This window comes from Caviibacter abscessus (genome assembly GCF_001517835.1).
Classification (GTDB): Bacteria; Fusobacteriota; Fusobacteriia; order Fusobacteriales; family Leptotrichiaceae; genus Caviibacter; species Caviibacter abscessus.
The window spans coordinates 151,466-178,329 of record NZ_LOQG01000001.1; the positions used below are offsets into that span (position 1 = coordinate 151,466).

A 26,864-nucleotide genomic window follows, 5' to 3' on the forward strand; every position below is an offset into this window, starting at 1 on the left:
TTAATTTGTATCCAAAAGCTTATACAAATAATCATAAACTTCATCAAATTTTTCAAAATATTCATACTTATTTGTAATTTTACATATTGCGTAAAGTGTTTGATATATAATTACATTAAGCCCTGAATATATCTTTGACCCTTTATTTTCATATTTTCTAATAAAAGTTGTTTTTACTGGATAATATACCATATCTAAAACTTCTCTTGATGGCACTTCTTTTTCATTATCAAGTAAACAGTAATTTTCTTGATTAATATTTCCTAGTTCTGTTGTATTAATAATAAAATCAACTTTTTCTAAATTCATTATTTCAACTTTTTTTATACGTATATCTCCAGGTCTAAGTTTTTTATTTACTTCTTTAGTTATTGAAGCTATATATACAGTTGATAAAAATTTATCTTTTATAACTTCATATACAACTCTTGATGTATATGAACTACCTAAAATAACTGTAGTTTTATTATTTAAATTTACATTCATATCATCAAAAAATCTACTTAATCCCTCATATAAAGAATTATAAAAAGTTATATTATCATTTTTTTTATAAATTAAATCTATTCCTTTATTCTTTTGAAACTCTTGTTTATATTTATTCTCAAGATATTCTCTAAATCCTAATCCAAAAAGTATACCTGTATAATTATCTGAATTTATCAAATCATCTAATTCACTATATGATGGTTCATATAGCTTATAGTCAATATTTAATTTATCAAAAATATATTTTTGTATATTATTTGTTAAATCTACATCTACTATATATATCATAATTCTCCTTTTAAAAGTGAAAATTCTTCATTTGTTAATTCTTTATACTCACCAACTTTTAAAGTTTCATCAAGATATAAATTATTCATCATAACCCTTTTTAAATAAATCACTTCATTAGAAACTGCTTGGAACATTTTTTTTACTTGATGAAATTTGCCTTCTGTTATAGTTAAATAGCATGAATTTTTATTTATAAGTTCAATATAAGCATCATCTTTTGTTATATAATCACCAATATTTACACCATTTTGAATGCTTTCTATTTGATAATTTGTTATTTCTTTTTGAGTTTCAACATAATACTTTTTCTTAACATGTTTTTTAGGGCTCAAAAGATTATGAGATAAATCTCCATCGTTAGTTAAAATTAAAAGACCCTCTGTATCAATATCTAATCTTCCAATGGGAAAAACTTTATAAGTAGAAAAATCATTATTTAACAAATCAACTACCGTTTTCATTTTTTTATCATTAGTTGCACTTAAATAACCTTTTGGCTTATTTAACATAATGTATACAAAGGGTCTATATAAAATATTTTTTCCGTTTACTTTTATATTATCTTCATTTTCTACTACATTGTAATCAGGCGATTTAATAAACTTATCATTAACACTTACAACTCCAGATTTTATAAGAAGCCTAACATTACTTCTTGTTCCCACTCCAGAATTTGCTAAAAATTTATCTATTCTCATAGTTATAACCTTTCAATTGTTCATTAAATTATATCATATTATACCCAATAAAAAAAGAGCAATTACTGCTCTTTTATTATAATTCATAAGCTCCTGTTTCGCCTTTTTCACTTTTTTCAATTAGAAATTTATATAACTTTTTAAATTCAATATTTGTAATTGAATCAAAATTAATTACTATTCCATCAATAGAATTATGTCTTACTATTTCTCTTGAAATAGCTGTTTTCTTTTCCCTAAAATCTTTACCGGCAGGTGTCAATGAATAACTAATTCCTTCTTCTGTTTTCTTATCAAAATCTATTGAAATTATTTTTGATTTTTTTACTATTATACTCATATTTACTGTTTTCCCTTTTGATACAGAACTAACAGCATATCTTCCATCTTTTAAAGTTGAACTAAATATAAAGGAACTTATCATTAATGTTAAAAACATTATTGTTTTTTTCATATCACTGCTCTCCTTTTTAATTTTTATTAATGGTATCACATTAATTATTAAATTTCAAGTATAGTCCTAACTACATACGATGTTATGTATAAACCGGCAACAGAAGGTACAAATGATGTACTTCCTAACGCATTACCTTTTTTATTTTTTATATGCTCTGTTGAGTAGACAACAGTTAAATCTGTATAACCTTCTTTTAATAATTCATGTCTAATTTTTCTAGCTAAAGGACAAACCGTTGTATTTTTTATCTTACCAATTTTTAGCATTTCAGGGTTTAATTTATTTGCTGCTCCCATAGAAGAAATAATTCTAATTTTATTTTTTAAACAATATTTTATAAGTGCTATTTTTGAAGTAATATCATCTATTGCATCTATTACAAAATCATAAGATGCTAAATCAAATTCTTCCATATTTGAATCATTTAGTCTGGTTTCGTATATTTTTACATTGCATTCAGGATTTATTGACAAAATCCTATTTTTCATTTCTTGAGTTTTCCATTTTCCAATACTTTTAAAATTGGCATGTAATTGTCTATTTATATTTGTAATTGAAATTTTATCAAAATCAACTAAAGTTAATTCTCCAATAAATGATCTGGCAAGTGATTCAGTAACATATGAACCAACTCCACCAAGACCAAAAATTATACATTTTGTATTTTTTAATTTATTAATTCCATCTTTTTGTACTAATAATTCTAATCTGTCATATGCAAATTCTGCCATTTTATTCACCAAGCTTTAAAGCTTCAAGCATATCTATTTTTTTAATTTTACTTGACAATACTGATATAACAAAGAATATTACCACAAGTATTATTAAAGTAGAAATAATAAATGGTTCAAATTCCAATGATGTAACAAATCTTAATGGAGAAACTTTAAATTGATCTGCAACAAATAATTGTAGCTGTCTACCAAGATATAGACCAAGAACTATCGAACAAACAGTAAGTATTATCATTTCTCTAAAAATATACATTCGCATTTCAAACCAATTATATCCTAAAACTTGTAGAGTACTTAATTCTCTTTTTCTCTCAAGTATATTTATATTTCCAAGATTATAACTTACAACTATTGCAAGACTTATTCCAAGAGATATCATAAATAAGACAACAAATGTAAGATTTCCAACTTGTTTATCAAACATTTCTTTTGTTTCTTGTTCTGAAATAATATTATACACTATATCTTTATTATACAATTTATTAATATTTGTATCTTTATTTTTAAATTTAACTATAACAGCGTTAGCAGTTTTTGTTCCATCATTTTTAATATAGATATATTGAGAAATATAGTTTTCAAATATATTATCAATTTTGAAAACAAGAGGCTTATTATAACTATTATATACTGTAATATTGTCATTTTTCTTTAATTTTAATATTGATGCTGTTTTTTCAGATATTGTAGCATTTGACGTAGGAACAAAATTGAAAAATTCTTTTTTATAATCAATTAAATAAGTTAATTCACTTACATATTCAAATTTTTCACTTTTAATTTTAACCGTTTCTGTATTTACTCTATTAACATCTGCATATTTTGATATTTCATTAATATATTCTTCTTTTTTATCATTCGTAACATCATATTTGAAATACACTGTTGCATCAAACTTTCTAACCCTACTGTATTGATATTTTGTAATATTTTTAAGTGATCCTTGTAATGATATTCCTAAATATATAAGTGCCGTACAACCACCAACACCCACAATAGTCATAATAAATCTACCTTTATATTTCAAAAGATTTCTAATTAATATTTTCGTTGAAAACTTAAATTTCTTCCATATTGAAAATCTTTCAATTAATATTCTTTTAGCAAGATTTGTTTCTTTTCCAATAAGTAATGAAACTATCGGCTCTTTAAGCTGAACTTTTACAACTACAACTATTGCAGTTATTATTGCAGCTACAAATATTATAAATATAATAAAAGTATATTTTGGAATAAAATTAATTGTAATTTCATTAAATGGAGCTATAAATTCTGCAACATAAGGTGGATATATTATTCTTGGCACCACATATGTACCAACTAATGAACTTAAAATAATACCTATTATTGTTGGTATAAGTGCATATGTTAAAAACTTTTTATATATTGCTTTATTATCATAGCCTAAAAATCTATATAACCCTATTGCCTTTCTTTGTTCAAATGCAAATCTAATCATCGTTGTTGTAACAACAAATAGAACTATTACGAAAAAGCAAAGCGGGAAAAAGATACTCATAATTTTCATTGCTTCACTATTGTTATACAGTGCAGAAAATGAAAAATTATCAAATCTTGTTCCTACTGTATATGTTGGAGCAATTAAAAATTCACTTTTAGTTTTCAATTCGTCTTTCTTAGAATTTAACTCTTCTTTAGCGTCCGATAACTTATTGCTTCCCTCTAATATTTTATTTTTTGCTTCTTCAATTTGTTTATATCCATTTTTTATGCTGTTAAGGTTAGCGTTATAATTTTTCTTATAATTTAATTCTTCTTTATTTATATTCTCAAGAGCTTTTAAAATTTTACTTTCATTTTCTTTTATTGTTAAAAGACCATTTTCTATTTTTAATTTATTTTCTTCAAGTTGTTTTTTCTGGTTTACAACTTCATTAAGTTTATCTTTTTGCTCTTTTAAAGTTTTTTTACCTTCTTCAATTTGTTTTTTATACCCGTCTATTTTTTTCTGAGAAACAAAAATACTAGGTTTTAAACCATTAACACGTGTTTCGTTAGCAGCTAATTTCTTTTCTTCTTCTGCTATTTTTTCAAGTCCTGCAACAACTTGACTATAATTTTTTTCAATTTGTTCTAAACCATTTTCAACTAATTTTAAATTAGAATTTAATTCTTCTTTTTTAGTATTAATTAAATTTAAATTTTCACTGATTTTTTTCTTACCTTCTTTAATTTTATTTGGAGCTTCTTCAAACTCTTTCTTTTTTTCATCCAGTAATTTAATTTGTTTGTTTAATTCAATTTTTTTACTATTTAAATCTTCAAATGAATTAGCTATTTTATCAAGATTTTTTGTTATTGTCTCAATACCTGAACTTATTTCATCTTGAATTTCTTTTTCACGAACAAATGGTCTATTTTTTAAAAGCGTATTTATTTCTTCTTTAGATTTACTTACGTATTCTATATATTTTTTATCAAATGTTTTATAATCTTTTGTTCCTTTTAATTTTATAACCGCTACATTTTCTGTTCCTGTTAAATTATTAACTAAAAATGCTTGCTTTATTTTAATACCATTTTTATTAATTTCATTTTGTAAATAGCTTATATCAACAGCTTCTCCTATAACGTTATAACCTTCTAACGTTTTTTTATCTTTAGTATTAACCAAACTTAATGCATTATTACCACTAACTTTATTGGAATTAATAAGTAAAGTTGATGTGTCTGAATTAACTTCTTCAATATAATAATTTATAGTATCTATATTTTTATAACTACTTAGTATTTTTTTGTCTTCTTCTGTAAATCCCGCAACTGCATCAATTCTAATATCATATAAATTATTTTCTCTAGTTACTTTATCAGCAGTATTAATAAGAACTGAATTAGTTTGATTCATACCGATATAAGTTAATGTACCAATAAATACTATAAGTAATATTATTAAAAATCTACTTTTTGATTTTATTATTTCTTTGTATATATCCTTGTTTGCTGCCTTCATAATTACCACTCAATTTCTTCAATAGGTATTTTAATTTCATTAACATATTCAGTTCTTACCTTAGCATCACTAATTTCTATTACTTTATCTGCCATTTTTGATATAGCTTTATTATGCGTAATTATTAAAACAGTTGTATTTGTCGTTTTACATATATCATATAATAATTTTAATACTAATTTCCCTGTTTTATAATCTAATGCTCCCGTAGGTTCATCACATAATAATAATCTTGGTTTTTTAGCTATTGCTCTTGCTATTGCAACTCTTTGTTGTTCTCCACCTGAAAGTTCTTGTGGAAAATTATGTAACTTATCTTTTAAACCAACTAATTCCAATGCTTCTTTTGAATCAATACTATCTTTTACTAACTCGCTTGCTAATTCAACATTTTCAAGTGCTGTGAGATTAGGTATTAAATTATAGAACTGAAAAACAAAACCTACATAATTTCTTCTATAATCAATTAATTCCTTTTCTCCAAGTTTTGATATATCAATATCATCTACAATTATTTGTCCTGAAGTAAGTACATCTATACCTCCAAGTATATTTAAAAGTGTACTTTTTCCTGCCCCTGATTGTCCTAAAATTACTACAAATTCTCCTGTATCAATACTAAAGTTTATATTATTATTTGCAATAACATCACCATATTTTTTACACTCATTTATAACTTTTATACTCATTATTTTATACTTCCTTCTAATTCACTTAATGTATCAATTATTACTTCTAATCTTTCCTTAAATGTCTTTTTAGATTCTTCAACAACTATATTACGATCGATTTTAACTAAAACGAAATATAGTCCTGAATTTTCTGATTGCCAAGCTCCTGCTATTGTATATAACTTTTTATCCATAATATTTCTTGCAATATTGTTGGCAAATTTACGAAATGTAAATTCATCAAAACCAGGACCTGTTAAGTTTGATTTTTTAAAATATGATATTAATTCTGAATATGCAAAATCTGAAATTGTTTTTTCAAGTCCTAATAAAGCATCTTCTGTTGCCAATCCTTTATAGTTATGTTTTTTTATGTTTGTTTCTTTTGATATTACTGCTATTTCTTTTTCATTATTAAAACTATCTTCAATTTTATTCATAACTCTTGAACTTACTGATACTTTATCAATAAATGTTCTTTCATTTAATGATACTATTTTATAACTAAAACTATTCAACGCTAATCCTATAAACGATAAAATTAAACACTTTTTCATTTTAACTCATCTCCTTTTATTTCTATATTATCCATAAAAATTTTCTTAACTTTTAAATCATTTTTCATTAAAATGTCGGCTATTGTTTGTAAATAAAATACCATTGCATCTTTATTTTGAGAAACTAATGTAATATTTGAATTTTTTCTATATTCTGAAATGAAATTTATAATTGTATAATTTCTTTCCATTTTTGTAACTATACTCTCAAAGATGTTTAGTACAACTTTTCCGTTACATTCATCAATTAATTTTCTTAATTCACATACATCTGTTCCTGCTTTTACTTCTATTATTTTATAATCTCTAATATTTAAATTTTTTAAAATTTCACTATTATCCAGTTTGTGTGTATTAATAATAATTTCAACAGGTACTTTTTGTGAATTTCTTATACGTATTTTATGATGTCTTCTACATCTTGCTTCATAGTTTTCAGAAGCTCCAACTAAAACTAACGGATCATCTTCATATGCAGGTTCACCATTTATTAATCTTTGACTTGCATATCCAGGTTTACCACAAATCATACATATTGCAGAAAGTTTACTGACTTCATCTGCTATTGCCATTAGTTCAGGTAAAGGAACAAAAGGTTTAGCCCTAAAATCTAAATCAAGACCTGCTACTACTATTCTTTTCCCCAATTCAACATATTTTTTGCAAAATTCAACAACTTCAGGTGGAAAAAATTGTATTTCATCTATCCCTATAACTTCAGCATCTGTATTTTGTGACATAACATGTTCCATTTGTTCTGTTGTATAAACAGAATATGCTTCTACATTATTCTTATTATGAGAATAAATCGCATTTTCTCCGTATCTTTTGTCAATTGAAGGACTAAAAACAATTACTCTTTGTTTTGCATATTTAGCTCTTCTTATTCTTCTAATCAATTCTTCACTTTTACCTGAAAACATGCTTCCAGTAATTACTTCAAGTCTTCCAATAGCATTTTCTAACATTTTATTTCTCCTTACACTAATTGTGTATATTATAATAAATTTATAGTTTTTTTTCAATTTAAATAAAGCTGTCTAGTTTGATTTTTTTCTGTTAGTATGTTAAAATTGGTAGAAAAAAGGGGGATTTTTAATATGAAAAATATTGCTGTTTTTTTTGATATTGATGGAACCATTTTTAGAAATTCATTATTAATTGAACATTTTAAATTATTGATAAAATACGAATTTATAAGTACAGATGCTTGGACTAGTTCACTTAAAGAAAAATTTGAAAAATGGGCTAACCGTGAAGGCGATTATGATGAATATTTACTTGAATTAGCAGACATCTATCTTAGTGCATTAAAAAATATATCTCCTGATGATGTAGACTATATTGCTAAAAGAGTTATAGAATTAAAAAGTGATAAAGTATACAAATTTACAAAAAATAGAATTAAATGGCATAAAAAAATGAATCATAAAATTATAATAATCTCTGGAAGTCCTGACTTTTTAGTTGAAAAAATGGCACATAAACTAGGAATTACTGATTTTATGGCAACACAATATATAGTAAAAAATGGAAAATATACAGGCGAAAAAATTCCAATGTGGGATAGCGAAAGCAAAGATACAGCAATAAAAAAATATTGTGAAAAATACAATATTGACTTAGAAAACTCATATTCTTACGGAGATACAAGCGGGGACTTTTCAATGCTTGTAAATGTAGGTCATCCTTATGCTATAAATCCTGCAAAAAGATTACTTCTTTTGATAAAACAAAATGAAAAATTATGTGAAAAAATAAAAATAATTGTTGAAAGAAAAGATGTAATATATGATATAAATCCAAATACACCAATATATAACGAGGGGGAAAATTAATGATACAAACAAGTAATCTATCAGTTCAATATGGTAGCAGAAAGTTATTTGATGATGTAAATGTAAAATTTACACCAGGAAATTGCTACGGTATTATAGGAGCAAATGGAGCTGGTAAATCTACTTTTTTAAAAATATTAAGTGGTGAAATTGATTCAACTACCGGAGAAGTAATTATTGAAAAAGGAAAAAGATTATCATTCCTAAAACAAGATCACTTCGCACATGAAAATGAAATAGTTTTAGATGTTGTAATAAAAGGTCATACTGCTTTATATGATGTTATGCAAAAAAGAAATGAACTTTATTCAAAAGCTGAATTTACTGAAGAAGATGGAATCTTAGCTTCTGAACTTGAAGGCGAATTTGCAGAACTTGACGGTTGGGATGCTGAAACTAATGCCGAAAAAATCTTAGTAGGTCTTGGTATAACATCAGATATGCACCAAAAATTAATGAGTGATTTAATTGAAGCTGATAAAGTAAAAGTATTACTAGCACAAGCATTATTTGGAAATCCAGATATACTTTTATTAGATGAGCCTACAAACGGACTTGACATTAAAGCTAGTTCTTGGTTGGAATCATTTTTAATGGATCTTGAAAATTCAACAGTACTTGTTGTTTCACACGATAGACACTTTTTAAATAAAGTATGTACTCACATAGCAGATATAGACTATGGTAAAATTAAAATATTCGTTGGAAACTATAATTTCTGGTATGAATCAAGTCAATTAATGCAAGAACTTTTAAGAAATCAAAATAAGAAAATTGAACAAAAAAGAAAAGAATTACAAGAATTTATTGCAAGATTTTCTGCTAATGCTTCTAAATCAAAACAAGCAACAAGTAGAAAAAAACAACTTGAAAAACTACAACTTGAAGATATGCAAGTATCTAATAGAAAATACCCATGGATAGATTTTAAACCTGAGCGTGAAGCTGGAAATAATATGCTTAAAGTTGAAAATATTTCAAAAACAATTAATGGTGAAGTAATATTAAATAATGTAAGTTTTAACATTAATACAGGTGAAAAAGTTGTATTTATAAGCGAAAATGACCTTGCAATAACTACTTTATTTAAAATACTTATAGGAGAAGAAACTGCTGACAGTGGTTCATATGAATGGGGTGTTACAACTTCAAGATCATACTTTCCTAAAGATAATACTCAATATTTTGAAGGTGTAGACTTGTCATTAATTGATTGGTTAAGACAATATTCTAAAGATGAACATGAAGAATATATTAGAGGATATTTAGGTAGAATGTTATTTTCGGGAGATGAAGCAAAAAAAGAAGCAAAAGTATTATCTGGTGGAGAAAAAGTTAGATGTATGTTATCAAAGATGATGTTGTCTGATGCAAATGTTCTAATTTTAGATAACCCAACAGATCACCTTGATCTTGAATCAATTACATCACTTAATAAAGCTCTTATTAAATTTAATGGTACTATTTTATTCACAACTAAAGACCATGAATTTAATCAAACTGTTTCAGATAAAATCATTGATTTACAAAAAGATAAGACAATTGAAAAAGTAATAAGCTATGATGAATATATAGGAATTTAATAAAAAAATAGACTAAATAAATTATATAACCCCTCTAAATGAGGGGTTATTTATTTAAAAGCCTATTTATTTCTTCTTTGTCTTCTTGTCACAAATTCATCATCACCAGATTGCTCTTCTACTTTTTCTTCTTCAACTCTAGGTCTTATTTTTACTAAGAACGATGTTGTATCTCTTTGAATAGATGATATCATATCATTATATATGTCCGCACTTGCTATCTTATACTCGTTTACTGGATTTTTTTGACCATATGATTGAAGATTTATTCCTTCTCTAAGTTCAGTAAGATTTTTTAAATTATCTCTCCATTTTGCATCAAGAACTTCCAACATTATATATTTTTCAATTTTTTCAAAATATTCATTTCCAAATAATTCAATTTTAGAATTATATATTGCTTCAAGTTCATCGTATATTTTATTTAATAAATCTTTTTCTTCATCTAAACTAAATGATGGTTCATAACCATATACTTCCAGTAATTTTTCTGAAAGCACGTCTTTGTCACCGGCACAATCTTCAATAATATCAGCTATATGACTATATAACATATCTAAAATTACATTTCTTAGATCTTGATTATATAATATTTGATCTCTTTGTTTATAAATAATTTCTCTTTGTTTATTATTTACGTCATCAAACTCTATTAAGCTTTTTCTTGTTCCAAAGTTTCTGCTTTCTATTCTCTTTTGAGCTCCTTCAACTGATTTACTTACAGATTTTGCACTAATTTCTTCATCTTCACCAAGTTTTAAAACTGCCATAATTCTTTTCAATTTATCTCCACCGAAAAGTCTCATAAGATCATCTTCAAGTGATAAATAAAATTCTGATTTACCAGGATCTCCTTGACGTCCTGATCTTCCTCTTAATTGGTTATCAATTCTTCTACTTTCATGTCTTTCAGTACCAAGTATAAATAATCCTCCGGCATTTATAACTTTCTCTCTATTTTCAGCACATTCCTTTTCATAAAGGTTTAATGCTTCTATATATTCTTCTGTACCTCTTTCAGCTACTTTTATTGCTAATGAATCTGGATCTCCACCTAATTTTATATCAGTTCCACGACCTGCCATATTAGTTGCTATTGTAACTGTTTTATATCTTCCTGCTTGAGCTACAATTTCTGCTTCTCTTTCATGATATTTTGCATTTAATACTTCATGAGGAATTTTTGCTTTGTGTAAAAGTCTTGATAGTTCTTCTGAATGAGCTATTGATGCTGTCCCAACTAAAACAGGTTGTCCTTTTTCAAATAACTCAACTATTTTATTAACTACTGCTTTATATTTTGCTCTTGTTGTTTGATATATTACATCAGGTAAATCTTCTCTTTGTACAGGTTTATTTGTAGGAACTACAACAACCTTTAAATTGTATATTTGTTTAAACTCCTCTTCTTCTGTTTTTGCAGTACCTGTCATTCCTGATAATTTTGTATACATTCTAAAATAATTTTGTAAAGTTATTGTCGCTAATGTTTGATTTTCTCCTGCAACTTTAACATGTTCTTTTGCTTCTATAGCTTGATGAAGTCCATCTGAGTATCTACGACCTTCCATAAGTCTTCCTGTAAATTCATCAACTATTATTATTTCACCTGCTTGATTTATTATATAATCTCTATCTCTTTTAAATAATTCTTTTGCTTTTAATGCTTGTGATAAGAAGTGAGTTAATTCAACATAATCAGGTGCATATAAGTTTTCAATACCTAATATTTTTTCTACATTTTTTATACCTTTATCTGTTATTGTTACTGTATGTGCTTTCTCATCAACTTCATAATCTTCCCAATCACTATCAGGTATTACTGTATTTTTCTTATCTTTAATTTCTTCTGTTTTATAACTTCTTTTAAGTTTTGTAGCAACTGTTGCAAACGTATCATACCATTCTGTTGATTCTTCTGCTGCACCTGAAATTATTAATGGTGTTCTAGCTTCATCAATTAAGATTGAATCCACTTCATCAACTATTGCAAAATTATGTCCTCTTTGAACCTTTTCATCAGGTTCATGAACCATATTATCTCTTAAATAATCAAAACCAAATTCATTATTTGTTCCATAAGTTATATCTGCATTATATGCTTGCTTTCTAACCGAATTGTCCATATTTGCAATTATTACGCCTGAACTTAATCCTAAAAATGAATAGATAACTCCCATAGTATCTCTATCTCTTTTTGCAAGATAGTCATTTACTGTAACAACATGCACTCCATTTCCAGTTAAAGCATTAAGATATACAGGAAAAGCCGACATCAATGTTTTACCTTCCCCAGTTTTCATCTCTGCAATTTGACCTGAATGTAATATCATACCACCTATTAATTGAACATCATAAGCTCTTAAATTTAATAATCTTTTTGCAGCTTCTCTTACAGTAGCATACGCTTCAACAAGTATATCATCTAAAGTTTCACCATTTTTTAATCTTTCTTTAAACTCTTGTGTTTTAGCTTGCAACTGTTCATTTGACATTGCTATATATTCAGGCTCTATGGCATTTATTTTTGCCACTTTTTTTCTTAATTGTTTTATTATTTTTTCATCTGTTGTTCCAAATAATTTATTTAAAATATTTTCAAACATTTTTGCTCCTTTTTTATTTTTTTGTTATGTAATTATTTAAAAATATTTTTACCATAAATACCTTAAATCATTTAAATAATTATAGTTTATTTTATTAAAATAATTATATTTTGGTAAACTCAAAAAACTATGTACTAAATTTAAGAATTTATAAAAAAATGGTAATAACTTTAATTTTAGTTCTTTTATTGATATTCTTTTTTTATTTTCTTCATAAAAATTAATACATATAAGTTCATAGTAGTTATTTACATTAAATGTATAGTTCTTATTTGAATATGCCAAAAATAGCAGTATAAATGTAACAAATAAGATAGATTTTTTATTTTTCATTTTTAACTCCATCTTGTAAATATTGCTGCACTACGATCTTGAGTTTTATCTTTTCTGTATGAATAAAAATTATTTTTATAAGTACAGTAATTATTTGAATAAATATTTTCTTCTTTTATACCTTCTCTTATAGCTAATTCATAATTTAGCTTTTTATTATCTAGGTATATTTTTTCATTATTATACAATATCATATTATTAAAATCTAGTTTTTTAGCTAATTCATTAACCGTATCCGTTTGTATTTCATAATTTCGACTACTTATTGAAGCACCAAATACAACAAGTATATTCTCGGGTTTACAATTATATTTTTCTTTCATTAAATTAATTGCTTTAGACAATATTTTATTACTACTTCCACGCCAGCCACTATGTATAAGCCCATAAACATTATTTGTTTTATCAAGTAAAAAAATAGGTAAACAATCTGCAAAATACATTAAAAACACAAAATCATTTTTATCAGTAATAAATCCATCAATATTTTCCAAATTTGTAATATCTGTTTCATTATCAACACATAAAATATTTGTGCTATGTGTCTGGATTGCATTAACAATTTTTTTATTATTTAATTTAAGTTCAAGTAATATATTATCTCTATTTTGCACATTTTTCATATTTCCTGCATTTTTTGTTGTTTGAATTGCAATATATCCGTAATTTTTCAAAATATCAAATTCTATATATTTCATATACTTAACCTTTTCTTTTAATAATTGTATCAATAAATTTATCTAAATTTGGATAATCTTTTGAAACATTTTTAATACTCTCAAAAATGTTATCCAAAATATCCAAAGATTTATTTAAGCCTAATATACTAACATATGTTGACTTATTATTTCTGTCATCACTTTTTTCTTTTCCGCTATCTTCAAAATTACCAATAACATCAATAATATCGTCTTGTATTTGATATGCTAAACCTAAATTATTAATCATATCAATAAATTTTAATTTTTGTTCATTTTCTATTTCAAGTTCCATAAGAACAAGCTCAATGCAAGCTTTTAATAATGCTCCTGTCTTATTTTTATGTATAATATTTAAAGTATCTAAATTAATTTTATGGTTTTCATACTTAATGTCTAATTCCTGACCATATATCATTCCATTTACTCCGGCATAATACGTAAGCTTTTCAATTATTTCAACTTTATGCTTTAATTTTGATCTTGCAATAATAGAAAATGCTTCTGTTAAAAGAGCATCTCCCGCTAATATTCCAAGTGCTTGACCATATTTTGCATGAGTTGTAAGCTCTCCTCTTCTATATGTATCATTATCCATTCCGGGTAAATCATCATGTACCAATGAATATGAATGTATAAATTCAATAGCTATTGCTATATCAATCACTCTATCATATGAAGCATTAAATATATCAGCCATATGTAAGCAAAGCATAGGTCTTATTCTTTTGCCTCCATTTAGCACTGAATAACACATCGCATGATATAGATCAGTATTTCGCTTATAGTATAATAATGCTTTTTTTAAATTATCTTCAATATATTTTTTCATATTAATCACATTAAAAATCAACTATTTCAAGTGATTTCCCATTTTCAATTACTCTTTTTACTTTACCATTAGCTTCTTCTAAAATTTTTGTAACTTCTCTTAGTAATTCTTGTGTTTTTTCATATATAGCTATTGATTCATCTAAAGTTGTTTCATTTGATTCCAATTTTTTCATATTTTCTTCTATTTTTGTAAGTTTTGCTTCAAAACTTTCTTTTTTTGCCATATTTACCCCTTCTTTTTAAAAAAAGTTACTATTTTGGTATTATATTCTCTTTCATCATATTTTATAAATCCACAAACTTCATTTTCAAATTTTTCATATTTTCCATGTTCACAAATAATTATACCGTCATCGTTTAAAATATCAAATTTTTGTAATTTTTCTAAAGTTAGTTTAGTTAAATTTTCTTTATAAGGTGGATCCATAAAAATTATGTCAAATTTTTCATTTTTATTTTTTAAGATTTCTATAGCTCTTAAAACATCATTTTTGTATGCTCTACACAATTTTTCAAGACCAAGTCTTGTTACATTATCAATAATAACCTTAAGAGCAGAGACATCTTTTTCAATCATAATTGCTTTTGATGCTCCTCTTGATAATGCTTCAAAACTCATATTTCCAGTTCCGGAATATAAATCAAGAAAATTAGCATCATCAATTTTATCATATATTATACTAAATATCGCTTCCTTAACTCTTTCAAGTGTTGGTCTAGTATCTTTACCTTCTCTTGACAATATAACTCTATTTTTTAATTTACCTGAAGTTATTCTCATACATTATCACCTATATACATTGAATCACCAAAACTAAAAAATCTATATTTATTTTTAATTGCATTAGAATATGCATTAAATAAATTATTTTTCCCCATAAATGCTGAAATTAACATAACAAGAGTTGATTTTGGCAAATGAAAATTTGTAATTACAGCATCAACAATTTTAAAATTATAGTCTCCGTATATAAATATATCTGTACTGCTTTTTTGAGCTATTAGTTTTCCCTTATTATCAACTGAAGACTCTAATGCTCTAATTGAAGTTGTACCCACTGCAACTATCCTTCTACCTTGTAATTTTGCTTGATTTATAATATTAGCTGTTTCATCTGGTATTTGATACTCTTCACTATGCATTATATGTTCTTCCACTTTATCACATTTAACAGGTCTAAAAGTTCCTAAACCAACAGTAAGATAAACTTCAACAATACTTATACCTTTTTCTCTTATTTTATCAAGCAATTCATTTGTAAAATGAAGTCCAGCAGTAGGAGCCGCAACCGATTCTCCTTCTTTAGCATAAACGGTTTGATATCTATTTTTATCAGCTAATTTTTCATGAATATATGGTGGTAATGGCATTTCTCCCAATTCATCTAAAATTTGTTCAAATGTTTCTTTAAATTCAAATTCTACTACTCTATTTCCATCTTCTTTAATATCTTTGACTATAAAACTTAATTTATTTTCAACTATTATTACCCTTTGTCCTATTTTAAGTCTTTTTGCTGGTTTTAATAAAACTTCCCAAGTTTTTAAATCCATTCTTTTAAGAAGCAAACATTCTATAATAACACCATTTTCTTTATGTCCTATTAGTCTTGCAGGTATTACTTTAGTTCTATTTATAACCATTACATCATCTTTTTTTAAATAATCAATTATGTTATAAAAATACTTATGTTCTATTTTACCATTATATCTATTAACCGCTAATAATTTTGAATGATCTCTCGGATTTATTGCATGTTGAGCTATAAGCTCTTCCGGAAGATTAAAATCAAATTCGTTTATATCCATTCTAACCCTTTCTTGCTATAATTACTCTGTCTTTTCCATTCATATCTTTATATTGTTTTATATCTTTATAATCTAATTTAGTTAAAATTTCAGTAACTGCCTTACTTTGTTTAAAACCTATCTCAAATGCCAAATACCCACCTGATTTTAAATAATATCTAGCTTGTCTTGATATTTCATAATAAAAATACAAGCCATCATTTTCTGCAAATAGTGCTTCCATCGGCTCATGTAATAATGTATCTGTACTTACATATTTTATTTCATCATTAGAAATGTATGGAGGATTTGAAACTATAATATCAAATGTATTGTAACTCACATTTGAAAATATATCAGATTTAATAATTTTAACATTAGATGCATTTAATTTTTCTTTATTTATATTTGAAATTTCTATTGCTTTGTCAGATATATCAACTGCTAAAACTTTAGTACTAGGAACTTCTAAAGCAATTGTAAGTGCTATAATTCCAGAGCCAGTGCCTATATCTAATATTGTATTATTAGGTTTTACAAGTTCTATTACTTTTTCAACCAATATTTCAGTATCATATCTTGGAATTAATACACCTTTATCAATATAAAAATTTCTACCATAAAAATTTTGCTCATTAAATAAATATTGATAAGGTACTTTTTCTTTGGCTATTTTCAAAATATATTCTTTAATTTTTAATTTTTCATCATTACTTATTTTATGATTATATTTCATAAATAATGTCATATGACTTATATTAAGAACTTTTGAAAAAATTAACTCTGCTATTATTCTCGCTTCATTAATATTATGCTTTAATAAATACTCAATGCTACTATCTAATAATGATTTTAAGGTATCTTTTTCATCTTCAAAATCATCTGAAAGTTCCATAGTTTTTCTTATTTGTTCCTTTTGACTTTCAGTAATATTTTTATCAAAATAAGCATAAAGCATTATCCTATCCATGTTTAAAGCTTTAGCAAATAACTTTTCTGCTGATACTCTAGGATTATCATAACCTTTTTTTTCATAATAATTTGTTGCCTTTTTTAAAAGTTCTAATAAAGTTGACATTTATTCATTATCCCCTACTGATTTTAGTAATTCCGCTTGATTATATGCAATTAATGCATCTATCATTTCATCTAAATCACCATCTAAATATGATTCTAATCTATGTAATGTTAATTTTATTCTATGATCTGTAATACGACCCTGAGGAAAATTATATGTTCTTATCTTTTCAGATCTATCTCCCATTCCTACTTGTGATCTTCTTTGAGATTCTATTTCTTTTCTTTGTGCTTCAGCTTCCATTTCAAATAATTTAGAAGCTAATACTTTCATTGCAGCTTCTTTATTTTTTATTTGCGATCTTCCATCTTGTGATGTAACAACTATACCTGTAGGTTTATGCGTAATACGAACTGCTGAATCTGTTGTATTTACGTGTTGACCTCCTGCACCAGATGATCTGTATGTATCAATTATTAAATCACTTGGATTAATATTAACTTGTTCTATGTCATCAACTTCAGGTAAAACTGCAACTGTTATTGTTGATGTATGAATTCTACCTGATGATTCAGTTTCTGGAACTCTTTGAACTCTATGTACTCCACTTTCATATTTTAATCTTGAAAATGCACCGTTACCTTTTATTAAAAATGTTATTTCCTTGATCCCACCAACACCTGTTTCATTTTTATCAAGTATTTCAACTTTCCATTTTGATCTTTCAGCATATCTTGCAAACATTCTAAATATATCAGAAGCAAATAATGCAGCTTCATCACCACCTGCTGCCGCACGTATTTCAACTATAACATTTTTTTCATCATTAGGATCTTTAGGTAATAATAAGATCTTCAATTCATTTTCAAGTTCAGGTATATCTTGCTCTAATATTGATATTTCTTCTTGTATAATTTCTTTCATTTCATGATCTTTTTCAGATTTCAAATCATTTTTTAAAGATTCTAATTCTTTACTTTTATTCTTATATTCTGTATATTTTTCAACTATATCATTTATGCTATTTAATGCCTTATTATATTCCATCAACTTTTTAGGATCTGCTGCTACATTTGGATCCATTAGTAGTTCTGTTATTTCATTATGTTTTTTTACTACATCATCTAATTTTGTGAACATTTATTAATTCTCCCTTTTTACTTTACTTTATCGTATTATTGTATCATATAATCATGCTATTTTCTATAAAAAAATCAGGCAATATGCCTGATTTTCATTAATATCTTTTCCAAATTTGAGTTTTACCCAAAAATTTAAATCCTTTTAAATAACCTCTAAGCTTAAGAGTCCCATTATTTTGAACTTGTAAATAACTTCCATAAGAGTTTCCACTTGAAGGATCATATATAGTTCCATTAATGTATTTATTTTCTGATTCTACATATACAAAATCAGTTAAAAATTCAAGTCCTTGTAATGTTTTATCTCTTTTTGCAGGATCAGGATTTTTTATATCACGTTTTAATTTTCCATCACTATCATACTTGTCAGTCATAAAAATGAAACGACCATAGATTTTTCCATTTCTTTCGTAAAATTCTACAACTGCCCAATTTCCATCACTAGTTTTTTCAGTCACCCATTTACCATAAACATCGCTAATGTTTGAAAATACAGTAAATGATAACATAGTAAATATTAGTAATAATATTTTTTTCATTATGCCTCCTATTTTTAATAATTTATTATACAATATAGCGATTAACAAATCAAGTTAAAAATTGGTTCAAGAGGCTGATATTATTACCAAATCCTTAAAACATTACAATTTTATTTTAATCTTTTCCATATTTGAGTTTTTCCTATGAAACTTAGCCCTTTTAAATGACCTCTTACCTTTAAAGTTCCATCTCCTTGTAATTGCATATAACAAGCATAAGTTTTCCCACTTGAAGGATCATAAATTGTTCCGTCTAAATACATATTATCTTTTTCTGAATATGTAAAATCACTTACAAAATCTATCCCTTCTAAAGTTCTATTTTGTTTTTCTTTATCAGGATTATTTGTATCTTTTTTCAAATTACCTTCTAAATCAAATCTATCTGTCAATCTATGAATACGTCCATATATTTTTGAATTTTTTTCATAAATTTCAACTACAATTCTATTCCCAGATGATGATTTTTCTGTAACCCATCTTCCAAATGCATCTTCTTTTGCTGCAAATAATATATTTGATAATATTAAAACTATTCCAAGTAGTACTTTTTTCATTTTTCCTCCCAAATTATTTGTTATACTTTTTTTGTATTAGTTAATTAATATATCCATTAACAAACCAAAATAAGTTTACTATAATTTCAAAAAAAAAGCAAGATATTCTTCTTGCATTTTTTCTATATATACTCTATTTAGGTAAATTCAACTTATATTTTATAACTATTATTCTAATTGAAAGTATTACACAAAATATTATAGTAGATGATATAAACTCATTATTAATTATCTTAATAAAAAAAACATAAAATATTGAACCAAAAAAGCACAGTATAGCATAGATATCTTCTTTTAACACTATTGGAATTTCATTACTTAACATGTCACGTAATACTCCACCTCCAACACCTGTTATAGTTGATATAATAGCAATTGATATTATTGACATATTTGCACTTATTGCTACTCTCGCACCTATAATAGTAAATACAGATAAACCTACAGCATCTAGTATCAAAAGTTTTGCGTTGTACTTATTTTCAATATCAGTCTTTTTAGTAACTAAATAAAGGACAACTGCCACTATAATAGCTACATAAATATCTTGTGTACGATATAAAACAAAAGGTATTCTATTTAAAATAGTATCTCTTATTATTCCGCCACCTACAGCGGTCACAACAGCTAATACAATTATTCCCAATATGTCTAATTTATACTTAAATCCTTTAAATGCACCTGATGCTGCAAAAGCAATTACACCTATAAAATTTGCTATTGTTATAAACTCATTCATTGTTATCCCTCAAATTTTGTGCCAATATTATCTTTTACAAATTCAAGTATTCTATTTTTAGTAAAGTTATTTTTAGTCATTTTATAAAATACTCTTGCCATTATTAAAACATCATACATACTTTGATGTAATTCACTGTCTTCAAGTGGTACATTATAAAATTTAGCACATTCATTAAGTTTAGGCCATTTATATCCCCCATATGTTTCATTGGGAATTTTTACCATACTAATATTTTCAATCATAGTATCAAATTGTACAGGTAAAATAAAAGGAATAAAACTTCTGTCAAATCTAATATTATGTGCTATAAAATGATTTGCACCATCACAAAAATCAACAAAACTTTGGACATCTTCTTTAAATGTCTTAGCATAATCTACATTTGATTTTGATCTTCTAATTTCAATCTCTTCATCAGTTAGACCATTTACGCTAATTGCACCATAATTTATTTCTTCACCATAATTTCTAAAATAAAATCTGTCAAATTCCCCTGTTTTATACATTTCATTCTTTTCTACATTGTACTCAACTTTCATTGCTGATATAGACAAAACAGATGAACCTTTAAGACCATTTGTTTCAACATCAAAAAATATTAATTTTATTCTTTCCATTTGAATTTCCTTTTTATTCATCATTTAATTTAAGTACTGCTAAAAATGCTTCTTGAGGTATTTCAACATTACCTATTGCTTTCATACGCTTTTTACCTTCTTTTTGTTTTTCAAGAAGCTTTTTCTTACGAGTAATATCCCCACCATAACATTTGGCTAAAACATTTTTTCTAAGTGCCTTTATTGTTTCTCTAGCAATTATTTTTGAACCTAATGCTGCTTGAATAGGTATTTCAAACTGTTGTCTAGGTATTACATCTTTTAATCTTTCTGCTATTGCTCTACCTCTTGTATATGCATTATCAACATGTGCTATAAAAGAAAAAGCATCTATAGCCTCTCCTGAAACAAGTATATCTACTTTTACAAGATCTGATTCCTTATATCCAATAAGTTCATACTCAAAAGAAGCATAACCTTTCGTTCTTGATTTTAATTTATCATAAAAATCAATAACAATTTCTGCAAGAGGTAAATCATATTCTATCATAACACGAGTTTCATCTAAGTAATTCATATTTAAAAATGTACCTCTTTTTTCTTGACATAATTCCATTACATTTCCAACATAATCTTTAGGTACAATAACTGTTCCTTTTACATATGGTTCTTCAATATATTTTCTACCTTCAGGAAATTCTGCTGGATTATCAATCATAAGTGTAGTCCCATTTTCAGGAGTTACATAATATTGAACAGATGGTGCTGTTGAAATTAAATCAATTTCAAATTCTCTTCTAAGTCTTTCAACTATTATTTCCATGTGTAATAAACCTAAAAATCCACATCTAAATCCAAATCCTAATGCTAATGAAGTTTCAGGTGTATAAGATAATGATGCATCATTAAGTTGCAATTTTTCTAATGCTTCTCTTAAATCTTCATAATCATCTGTTGATATTGGGTATATCCCTGCAAATACCATACTTTGTGCAGGTTTATATCCTTCTAAAGGTTTATCTGTAGGATTATTAACTAATGTTACAGTATCTCCTACTTGAGTGTCTTTTATTGATTTTATACCGGTAACTAAATATCCTACTGAACCTGTATTTAAAACATCAACTTCTTTCATTTTAGGTGCAAAAATACCAACTTCAAGTACTTCAAATTCTTTTCCTGTTGACATTATTTTAATTTTATCACCTTTTTTTATACTTCCATCTATTATTCTAATATATGTAATTACACCTCTAAAATCATTGTAATGAGAGTCAAAAATAAGTGCCTTTAGTGGTGCATTTTCATCACCTTTTGGCTCAGGTAAATGCGTTACTATTTTTTCAAGTAAATCATCTATTCCAAGTCCTGTTTTAGCTGATGTTAATACTGCATCATCTATAGGAAGTCCAATTACATCTTCAATTTCAAGTAATACTTTTGTTGGATCAGCTGATGGTAAATCAATTTTATTTACTACAGGTAAAATATCTAAATCATTTTCTAATGCTAAATATACATTTGCAAGTGTTTGAGCTTCTATACCTTGTGCTGCATCAACAACTAACAGTGTTCCATCACATGCTGCAAGTGATCTTGAAACTTCGTATATAAAGTCAACGTGTCCAGGTGTATCTATAAGATTTAATTCATATGTATTACCGTCTTTTGCATGATAATTAAGAGTAACTGCTTGAGCTTTAATTGTTATACCCTTCTCTCTTTCAAGCTCCATACTATCTAATAATTGTTCTTTCATTTCACGTTCAGATACTGTATCGGTCTTTTCAATAAGTCTATCTGCTATCGTAGACTTACCATGATCTATGTGTGCAATAATAGAAAAATTCCTTTTAAATTTTTTATCTACCATTTTTTTCTCCTAAATTTTATATAATTGATTATATCATAATTTTAAATAAAATAAAAAGGATTATCATTTTAATATTTACTTTTGCATAAAACTTAGCTATAATTTATATAATAACTAATAGAAAGGATTAAAATATGAATATTTATTTCATTATTATCGTATCTATTTTAGCAGTTATATTTCTATTTTCATTATCAATAAAAAATAGATATGTTACTTTAGATAATTATAACAAAGAAGCATGGAGTAATGTTAAAGTTTATCTTCAAAAAAGATTAGATTTAATTCCCAACTTGGTAAACACTGTTAAAGGATATGCAGCTCACGAAAAATCTACACTTGAAGCAGTTATAAATGCCAGAAATCAAATGATAAGTATAGATATGGGAAATATTGAAAACGTTGATAAAATATTACAACAAGAAAACGTTCTTTCAAAAACATTAAGATCTATTATGATGCTTCATGAAGCATATCCAGAATTAAAAGCAGATACTTCATTCTTAAATTTACAAGAAGAGTTAAAAAATGTAGAAAACGAAATACTTTCAGTTAGAAAATATTATAACGGAACTTGCAGAGAATTAAATATTTTTGTAGAAAAATTCCCTAATTCACTATTTTTCTCAATATTTAATTTTAGAAAAGCAGTACTATTTGAACCAACAAACGATGTAGAACAAAATGTAAAAGTTGAATTTTAATAAAAAATACAGGTTTCCCTGTATTTTTTTTTTATAAATAACTCATTGGATTTACTATATTTACACCTTGTCTTGTTTCAAAGTATAAAACTGTGTCTTTTGAAGTCGAATCTCTTCCTAATGTCCCAATAGCTTGACCTTTTTTTACACTAGTTCCTTTTGAAACTTTAATACCTGATAAATTACCATAAACCGTAATTATTCCACCGTGATTTATTATTACAACTCCACCTAAATTTCCTAAATTTCCTGAGTATATAACAGTTCCGGTATCAGCTGCTTTTACAGTTTGACCTAATGTTCCTTTTATTTCAATACCATTACTCTTAAGTCCTGGTATTTTTTCTTGCTTAAATCCTACAACAACTTTACCATTTATAGGCATAGTTAATTGTCCAGTACCTTTTACTATGTTCTTTATAGTAGAATTATTATCAGATTTGTTGCTATTTGCACTCTTTTGTGCCGCTGCAATTATAGCTTTAATTTGAGCTTCTAATCTATTCTTTTCACTTATTAATTTTTTATTATCAGATTCAATATTTTTATTTTCTTTTTGAAGTCTGTTTTGTAAATTTTTAAGTTCTGCAACTGCTCTATCCTTAGAATTTTTAGCAGAGTTTAATTCCTTTTTCTTATTTTCTAACGCTATTCTAGCTTTCTTTATTTTTTCTGCTTCATTCATATTTTTTTGCTTAATAATTTCAACCTTAGCTTTATTTTGCTCCACACCCGATTTATATTCTTCAATTTGTTTGATTTTATTTTGTTGAAGTTCAAGAATAATTTTACCATCGTGTTTTCTTTTTGCTCTTGAAGCAGGATCAACGCTATTTTCACTAGGTATGCTTGTTGTTCTTCTTATTTTATCTAAAGTTAATATTCTAGTAGCATATTCAGATTTATTAATTTGTATTTTTTCATTACTACTATTAATTTTTCTTATACTATCTCTAATTTCACTTTCATTTTTACCAATAGCTTTCAATAATTCAACATATTTTGCTTCCAAAATATTATATTCATTTTGTAATGTAACAATTTTTTGATTTAATTGCTTTATTTCTTTTTGAATATCCGCTTCTGTTCTTTTAGCGTTACTTATTTGTTTATTATTACTGTTAATTTTATTTTTATTTTTATCTACCTGACTATTTATTTGATTTATTCTTTTTTGATTTTTATCAATTTGACTGTCTGCTGTTGAAATTATTGTACATATAGAAAATAAAATTAAAAATATTAAATTACTCTTTAATCTCTTCATCTTCAACACCTAATTCCAAGTCAATGTCTTCAATATTTTCATCAGTATTTTCAATGTTTTCTTCAACAGTACTTTCAATTAATTCATCCATTTTTTCTTTTTCAGTTTCATAATAAGACATTTTATAATACTTATTCATCATTAAGAAATTTATTATTAATGCAATTATTATTGTTATTACTGCTATTGCTATAGCTATTTCAATTTCAGTTACTAAAAATATTGATGCTGTATAAGCAGGTATTAAAATAGTAATACTTTCAATTAAAAACTTCTTTAAAATAATATATATTCCAAAGCTTAAAACTGTTGCAATTATTGTTGTAATTACACTTTCCATAAAAAATGCAATTTTTAATGATTGCGGATCAACTTTACTAAGTAAATTAGCATGTATTACTCTTCTTCTTGATTTCACAGAAAATCCAACTATATTATATATCATAAGAGCACCAAATAATGCTAAAACTATTGTTACATTGTATGTTAGTGTTCTAATATTCTTATTAAATGCCATTGATGATTCTATTGCTTTAGTTCTAAAATCAATTTCTTTTATTTCACTCATTTTTGTTAAACTATCTTTTAATTTATTAATGTTCACATCATTTTTTAAGTAAATATAAAATACATCATTTAATGGATTTTCTTCGTTTGATAATTCTACTCCTAACTCCTTTGCACTTATTTTAAGTGCAACTTCTTTTGATTCATATCTTATTGATGCAACTCCAGGAACTTCTAATATTTTTTTATTAAGTTCTATTTTATTCTCTTCACTTAAGTCATTAAGATACGCAATTATTTGATTTGAATCTTCATATTTGGTGCTATAACTTTTAAGACTAAGTAGTCCAAAAGAAAAAGTATACGTTAATATAAAGATTATTATAAGTGTTATAACTGATGAAAATACAATACTTTTATCCACAAGCAGCTTTTTAACACTAAATTTATGATTGTTCATCATTCCCCCTTGTGCGATTATCTATTGTTTAAAACAATTTCAACTATGTCTTTTGCTCTTAAGTTATATTTGTCAAGCATTTCATTTCCTTCTCCACTTTGACCAAATATATCTTTTACACCATGTCTAATTACTTTTGTAGGATTTACTTCTGATAAATATTCAGAAACAGCTGAACCTAAACCACCAATTATTGAATGTTCTTCAACTGTTACAATAAAGCTACATTCTTTTGAAGCATTAAGCACCATATCATTATCAAGAGGTTTTATTGTTGACATATTTATTACTCTTGCGTTAATATTATGTTCATTTTTTAAAATGTCACTTGCAACCATTGCTTCATATACCATAAGCCCTGTTGCTATTATAGCTACATCATTTCCATCTTTTACTTTTACAGCCTTCCCTATTTCAAATTTATAGTTTTCATCAAATATTGTAGGTACTACAAGTCTTCCAAGTCTAATGTATACAGGTCCTTTATATTTTGCTACTTCAAATATCATTTTTTCTGTTTCAACTGCATCTGCCGGAGATAATACAACCATATTTGGTAATACTCTCATAAGTGCTATATCCTCTATTGATTGATGAGATCCTCCATCTTCTCCAAGCGATATTCCAGCATGAGTTGGACATATTTTTACATTTAAATTAGGATATGCAATACTATTTCTTATTTGATCATATGCACGCCCTGCTGCAAATACTGCAAAAGTTGATGCAAATGGTATTTTACCTGTAGTTGCTATACCAGCTGCTGTTGTCATCATATTTGCTTCAGCTATTCCCATATTTAAATGTCTTTTAGGAAATTCCTTTTGAAAAAATGTAGTCATTGTAGATTTTGTTAAATCGGCGTCTAACACAACTATATTTTCATTTTCTTTTCCAAGTTTAACTAACGCATCACCAAATGCTTGTCTTGTTGCCTTTTTTTCCATTTT

Annotated in this window: 28 protein-coding genes; 3 read left to right on the forward strand and 25 right to left on the reverse strand. The window is 26.0% G+C overall.

The genetic code is table 11. From position 1 onward, the window contains the following. The 8 genes from AWT63_RS00780 to AWT63_RS06475 all read right to left on the reverse strand — a co-directional run bounded on the left by AWT63_RS00780 (position 1) and on the right by AWT63_RS06475 (position 7,836). A complete protein-coding gene (locus tag AWT63_RS00780; protein ID WP_068267690.1) occupies positions 1 to 777 on the reverse strand; it encodes a Rossmann-fold NAD(P)-binding domain-containing protein in 777 nt (258 codons plus the stop codon). Then, positions 774 to 1,478: a pseudouridine synthase gene (locus tag AWT63_RS00785; protein ID WP_068267691.1), complete on the reverse strand. Its 705-nt coding sequence runs from the start codon at positions 1,476 to 1,478 to the stop codon at positions 774 to 776. The genes AWT63_RS00780 and AWT63_RS00785 overlap by 4 nt, the downstream gene beginning before the upstream one ends. A 76-nt stretch (positions 1,479 to 1,554) precedes the next feature. Continuing rightward, complete coding sequence (locus AWT63_RS00790; RefSeq protein ID WP_068267692.1) at positions 1,555 to 1,932, reverse strand: hypothetical protein; 378 nt, start codon at positions 1,930 to 1,932, stop codon at positions 1,555 to 1,557. 47 nt (positions 1,933 to 1,979) lie between these two features. Next, positions 1,980 to 2,666, reverse strand: a complete 687-nt coding sequence (locus AWT63_RS00795) for a tRNA threonylcarbamoyladenosine dehydratase (protein ID WP_068267694.1) — start codon at positions 2,664 to 2,666, stop codon at positions 1,980 to 1,982. Between the two features lies 1 nt (position 2,667). Continuing rightward, positions 2,668 to 5,640 (reverse strand): FtsX-like permease family protein, encoded by a 2,973-nt coding sequence (locus tag AWT63_RS00800; protein ID WP_068267696.1) that lies wholly within the window; start codon positions 5,638 to 5,640, stop codon positions 2,668 to 2,670. Between the two features lie 2 nt (positions 5,641 to 5,642). Further along, positions 5,643 to 6,329, reverse strand: coding sequence for an ABC transporter ATP-binding protein (locus AWT63_RS00805; RefSeq protein WP_068267697.1), 687 nt, complete (start codon positions 6,327 to 6,329; stop codon positions 5,643 to 5,645). Then, positions 6,329 to 6,868: a hypothetical protein gene (locus AWT63_RS00810; protein ID WP_068267699.1), complete on the reverse strand. Its 540-nt coding sequence runs from the start codon at positions 6,866 to 6,868 to the stop codon at positions 6,329 to 6,331. The genes AWT63_RS00805 and AWT63_RS00810 overlap by 1 nt, the downstream gene beginning before the upstream one ends. After that, the gene (locus AWT63_RS06475) at positions 6,865 to 7,836 is read right to left on the reverse strand and encodes a thymidine kinase (protein ID WP_068267701.1); all 972 of its coding nucleotides are present in this window, start codon (positions 7,834 to 7,836) and stop codon (positions 6,865 to 6,867) included. Before AWT63_RS06475 ends, AWT63_RS00810 begins: the two co-directional genes overlap by 4 nt. 132 nt (positions 7,837 to 7,968) lie before the next feature. Here AWT63_RS06475 and AWT63_RS00820 point away from each other — a divergent pair, with 132 nt between their 5' ends. Both AWT63_RS00820 and AWT63_RS00825 read left to right on the forward strand, forming a co-directional pair. Continuing rightward, the gene (locus tag AWT63_RS00820) at positions 7,969 to 8,706 is read left to right on the forward strand and encodes an HAD family hydrolase (RefSeq protein ID WP_068267703.1); all 738 of its coding nucleotides are present in this window, start codon (positions 7,969 to 7,971) and stop codon (positions 8,704 to 8,706) included. Beyond that, positions 8,706 to 10,289, forward strand: coding sequence for an ABC-F family ATP-binding cassette domain-containing protein (locus AWT63_RS00825; RefSeq protein ID WP_068267705.1), 1,584 nt, complete (start codon positions 8,706 to 8,708; stop codon positions 10,287 to 10,289). The genes AWT63_RS00820 and AWT63_RS00825 overlap by 1 nt, the downstream gene beginning before the upstream one ends. 62 nt (positions 10,290 to 10,351) lie before the next feature. Here the strand turns inward: AWT63_RS00825 and secA are convergent, their stop codons facing one another. From secA to lepA, 14 genes are all read right to left on the reverse strand, one after another. Next, positions 10,352 to 12,895, reverse strand: a complete 2,544-nt coding sequence (secA, locus tag AWT63_RS00830; RefSeq protein WP_068267707.1) for a preprotein translocase subunit SecA — start codon at positions 12,893 to 12,895, stop codon at positions 10,352 to 10,354. Positions 12,896 to 12,943: 48 nt separating this feature from the next. Beyond that, positions 12,944 to 13,228, reverse strand: a complete 285-nt coding sequence (locus AWT63_RS00835) for a hypothetical protein (RefSeq protein WP_068267709.1) — start codon at positions 13,226 to 13,228, stop codon at positions 12,944 to 12,946. A 2-nt stretch (positions 13,229 to 13,230) separates the two neighbouring features. Next, positions 13,231 to 13,926: a peptidoglycan editing factor PgeF gene (gene pgeF, locus AWT63_RS00840; RefSeq protein WP_156414471.1), complete on the reverse strand. Its 696-nt coding sequence runs from the start codon at positions 13,924 to 13,926 to the stop codon at positions 13,231 to 13,233. Between the two features lie 4 nt (positions 13,927 to 13,930). Continuing rightward, positions 13,931 to 14,758 carry a polyprenyl synthetase family protein gene (locus AWT63_RS00845; protein WP_068267712.1) on the reverse strand — a complete coding sequence of 276 codons (828 nt, stop codon included), beginning with the start codon at positions 14,756 to 14,758 and terminating at the stop codon, positions 13,931 to 13,933. A gap of 10 nt (positions 14,759 to 14,768) precedes the next feature. After that, complete coding sequence (gene xseB / locus AWT63_RS00850; protein WP_068267713.1) at positions 14,769 to 14,984, reverse strand: exodeoxyribonuclease VII small subunit; 216 nt, start codon at positions 14,982 to 14,984, stop codon at positions 14,769 to 14,771. A 2-nt stretch (positions 14,985 to 14,986) separates the two neighbouring features. Beyond that, on the reverse strand, positions 14,987 to 15,541 hold the full coding sequence (gene rsmD, locus AWT63_RS00855) for a 16S rRNA (guanine(966)-N(2))-methyltransferase RsmD (protein WP_068267715.1): 555 nt from the start codon (positions 15,539 to 15,541) through the stop codon (positions 14,987 to 14,989). Continuing rightward, on the reverse strand, positions 15,538 to 16,569 hold the full coding sequence (gene queA, locus AWT63_RS00860) for a tRNA preQ1(34) S-adenosylmethionine ribosyltransferase-isomerase QueA (protein ID WP_068267717.1): 1,032 nt from the start codon (positions 16,567 to 16,569) through the stop codon (positions 15,538 to 15,540). Before queA ends, rsmD begins: the two co-directional genes overlap by 4 nt. Position 16,570: 1 nt before the next feature. Further along, positions 16,571 to 17,626 carry a peptide chain release factor N(5)-glutamine methyltransferase gene (gene prmC, locus AWT63_RS00865; RefSeq protein WP_068267724.1) on the reverse strand — a complete coding sequence of 352 codons (1,056 nt, stop codon included), beginning with the start codon at positions 17,624 to 17,626 and terminating at the stop codon, positions 16,571 to 16,573. Next, complete coding sequence (prfA, locus tag AWT63_RS00870; RefSeq protein ID WP_068267726.1) at positions 17,627 to 18,706, reverse strand: peptide chain release factor 1; 1,080 nt, start codon at positions 18,704 to 18,706, stop codon at positions 17,627 to 17,629. A gap of 97 nt (positions 18,707 to 18,803) precedes the next feature. Next, on the reverse strand, positions 18,804 to 19,247 hold the full coding sequence (locus AWT63_RS00875; RefSeq protein WP_068267727.1) for a DUF2147 domain-containing protein: 444 nt from the start codon (positions 19,245 to 19,247) through the stop codon (positions 18,804 to 18,806). A gap of 110 nt (positions 19,248 to 19,357) precedes the next feature. Then, complete coding sequence (locus AWT63_RS00880) at positions 19,358 to 19,804, reverse strand: DUF2147 domain-containing protein (protein ID WP_068267729.1); 447 nt, start codon at positions 19,802 to 19,804, stop codon at positions 19,358 to 19,360. 133 nt (positions 19,805 to 19,937) lie between these two features. Then, positions 19,938 to 20,543 carry a trimeric intracellular cation channel family protein gene (locus AWT63_RS00885; RefSeq protein ID WP_068267731.1) on the reverse strand — a complete coding sequence of 202 codons (606 nt, stop codon included), beginning with the start codon at positions 20,541 to 20,543 and terminating at the stop codon, positions 19,938 to 19,940. Between the two features lie 2 nt (positions 20,544 to 20,545). Continuing rightward, positions 20,546 to 21,163, reverse strand: a complete 618-nt coding sequence (locus AWT63_RS00890; protein WP_231723205.1) for a 3'-5' exonuclease — start codon at positions 21,161 to 21,163, stop codon at positions 20,546 to 20,548. 13 nt (positions 21,164 to 21,176) lie between these two features. Next, positions 21,177 to 22,976 carry a translation elongation factor 4 gene (gene lepA, locus AWT63_RS00895; RefSeq protein ID WP_068267733.1) on the reverse strand — a complete coding sequence of 600 codons (1,800 nt, stop codon included), beginning with the start codon at positions 22,974 to 22,976 and terminating at the stop codon, positions 21,177 to 21,179. A 134-nt stretch (positions 22,977 to 23,110) separates the two neighbouring features. Here lepA and AWT63_RS00900 point away from each other — a divergent pair, with 134 nt between their 5' ends. Further along, positions 23,111 to 23,680: a LemA family protein gene (locus AWT63_RS00900; protein ID WP_068267735.1), complete on the forward strand. Its 570-nt coding sequence runs from the start codon at positions 23,111 to 23,113 to the stop codon at positions 23,678 to 23,680. A gap of 31 nt (positions 23,681 to 23,711) precedes the next feature. Here AWT63_RS00900 and AWT63_RS00905 read toward each other — a convergent pair whose 3' ends face one another. Genes AWT63_RS00905 through AWT63_RS00915 form a run of 3 tightly spaced genes read right to left on the reverse strand, consistent with a single transcriptional unit; the run spans position 23,712 to position 26,861 of the window. Further along, positions 23,712 to 24,947: a murein hydrolase activator EnvC family protein gene (locus AWT63_RS00905; RefSeq protein ID WP_068267736.1), complete on the reverse strand. Its 1,236-nt coding sequence runs from the start codon at positions 24,945 to 24,947 to the stop codon at positions 23,712 to 23,714. Then, entirely contained in the window at positions 24,928 to 25,914 is a 987-nt protein-coding gene (locus AWT63_RS00910; protein ID WP_068267738.1) for a cell division protein FtsX, read from the reverse strand. Before AWT63_RS00910 ends, AWT63_RS00905 begins: the two co-directional genes overlap by 20 nt. Before the next feature lie 17 nt (positions 25,915 to 25,931). Continuing rightward, positions 25,932 to 26,861 carry a transketolase family protein gene (locus tag AWT63_RS00915; RefSeq protein WP_068267740.1) on the reverse strand — a complete coding sequence of 310 codons (930 nt, stop codon included), beginning with the start codon at positions 26,859 to 26,861 and terminating at the stop codon, positions 25,932 to 25,934. Between the last annotated feature and the right edge of the window lie 3 nt (positions 26,862 to 26,864).

What these genes read in the sequence shown, in the direction of transcription:
- AWT63_RS00800 (WP_068267696.1), bottom strand. Translation starts at nt 5,640, where the DNA reads ATGAAGGCAGCAAACAAGGATATATACAAAGAAATAATAAAATCAAAA.
- AWT63_RS00915 (WP_068267740.1), bottom strand. Translation starts at nt 26,861, where the DNA reads ATGGAAAAAAAGGCAACAAGACAAGCATTTGGTGATGCGTTAGTTAAA.
- AWT63_RS00845 (WP_068267712.1), bottom strand. Translation starts at nt 14,758, where the DNA reads ATGAAAAAATATATTGAAGATAATTTAAAAAAAGCATTATTATACTAT.
- prmC (WP_068267724.1), bottom strand. Translation starts at nt 17,626, where the DNA reads ATGTCAACTTTATTAGAACTTTTAAAAAAGGCAACAAATTATTATGAA.
- lepA (WP_068267733.1), bottom strand. Translation starts at nt 22,976, where the DNA reads ATGGTAGATAAAAAATTTAAAAGGAATTTTTCTATTATTGCACACATA.
- AWT63_RS06475 (WP_068267701.1), bottom strand. Translation starts at nt 7,836, where the DNA reads ATGTTAGAAAATGCTATTGGAAGACTTGAAGTAATTACTGGAAGCATG.
- rsmD (WP_068267715.1), bottom strand. Translation starts at nt 15,541, where the DNA reads ATGAGAATAACTTCAGGTAAATTAAAAAATAGAGTTATATTGTCAAGA.
- AWT63_RS00910 (WP_068267738.1), bottom strand. Translation starts at nt 25,914, where the DNA reads ATGAACAATCATAAATTTAGTGTTAAAAAGCTGCTTGTGGATAAAAGT.
- AWT63_RS00820 (WP_068267703.1), top strand. Translation starts at nt 7,969, where the DNA reads ATGAAAAATATTGCTGTTTTTTTTGATATTGATGGAACCATTTTTAGA.
- AWT63_RS00810 (WP_068267699.1), bottom strand. Translation starts at nt 6,868, where the DNA reads ATGAAAAAGTGTTTAATTTTATCGTTTATAGGATTAGCGTTGAATAGT.
- AWT63_RS00880 (WP_068267729.1), bottom strand. Translation starts at nt 19,804, where the DNA reads ATGAAAAAAGTACTACTTGGAATAGTTTTAATATTATCAAATATATTA.
- AWT63_RS00780 (WP_068267690.1), bottom strand. Translation starts at nt 777, where the DNA reads ATGATATATATAGTAGATGTAGATTTAACAAATAATATACAAAAATAT.
- AWT63_RS00890 (WP_231723205.1), bottom strand. Translation starts at nt 21,163, where the DNA reads ATGGAAAGAATAAAATTAATATTTTTTGATGTTGAAACAAATGGTCTT.
- xseB (WP_068267713.1), bottom strand. Translation starts at nt 14,984, where the DNA reads ATGGCAAAAAAAGAAAGTTTTGAAGCAAAACTTACAAAAATAGAAGAA.
- prfA (WP_068267726.1), bottom strand. Translation starts at nt 18,706, where the DNA reads ATGTTCACAAAATTAGATGATGTAGTAAAAAAACATAATGAAATAACA.
- AWT63_RS00790 (WP_068267692.1), bottom strand. Translation starts at nt 1,932, where the DNA reads ATGAAAAAAACAATAATGTTTTTAACATTAATGATAAGTTCCTTTATA.
- pgeF (WP_156414471.1), bottom strand. Translation starts at nt 13,926, where the DNA reads ATGAAATATATAGAATTTGATATTTTGAAAAATTACGGATATATTGCA.
- AWT63_RS00795 (WP_068267694.1), bottom strand. Translation starts at nt 2,666, where the DNA reads ATGGCAGAATTTGCATATGACAGATTAGAATTATTAGTACAAAAAGAT.
- AWT63_RS00785 (WP_068267691.1), bottom strand. Translation starts at nt 1,478, where the DNA reads ATGAGAATAGATAAATTTTTAGCAAATTCTGGAGTGGGAACAAGAAGT.
- AWT63_RS00900 (WP_068267735.1), top strand. Translation starts at nt 23,111, where the DNA reads ATGAATATTTATTTCATTATTATCGTATCTATTTTAGCAGTTATATTT.
- AWT63_RS00805 (WP_068267697.1), bottom strand. Translation starts at nt 6,329, where the DNA reads ATGAGTATAAAAGTTATAAATGAGTGTAAAAAATATGGTGATGTTATT.
- AWT63_RS00875 (WP_068267727.1), bottom strand. Translation starts at nt 19,247, where the DNA reads ATGAAAAAAATATTATTACTAATATTTACTATGTTATCATTTACTGTA.
- queA (WP_068267717.1), bottom strand. Translation starts at nt 16,569, where the DNA reads ATGGATATAAACGAATTTGATTTTAATCTTCCGGAAGAGCTTATAGCT.
- AWT63_RS00905 (WP_068267736.1), bottom strand. Translation starts at nt 24,947, where the DNA reads ATGAAGAGATTAAAGAGTAATTTAATATTTTTAATTTTATTTTCTATA.
- secA (WP_068267707.1), bottom strand. Translation starts at nt 12,895, where the DNA reads ATGTTTGAAAATATTTTAAATAAATTATTTGGAACAACAGATGAAAAA.
- AWT63_RS00885 (WP_068267731.1), bottom strand. Translation starts at nt 20,543, where the DNA reads ATGAATGAGTTTATAACAATAGCAAATTTTATAGGTGTAATTGCTTTT.
- AWT63_RS00825 (WP_068267705.1), top strand. Translation starts at nt 8,706, where the DNA reads ATGATACAAACAAGTAATCTATCAGTTCAATATGGTAGCAGAAAGTTA.
- AWT63_RS00835 (WP_068267709.1), bottom strand. Translation starts at nt 13,228, where the DNA reads ATGAAAAATAAAAAATCTATCTTATTTGTTACATTTATACTGCTATTT.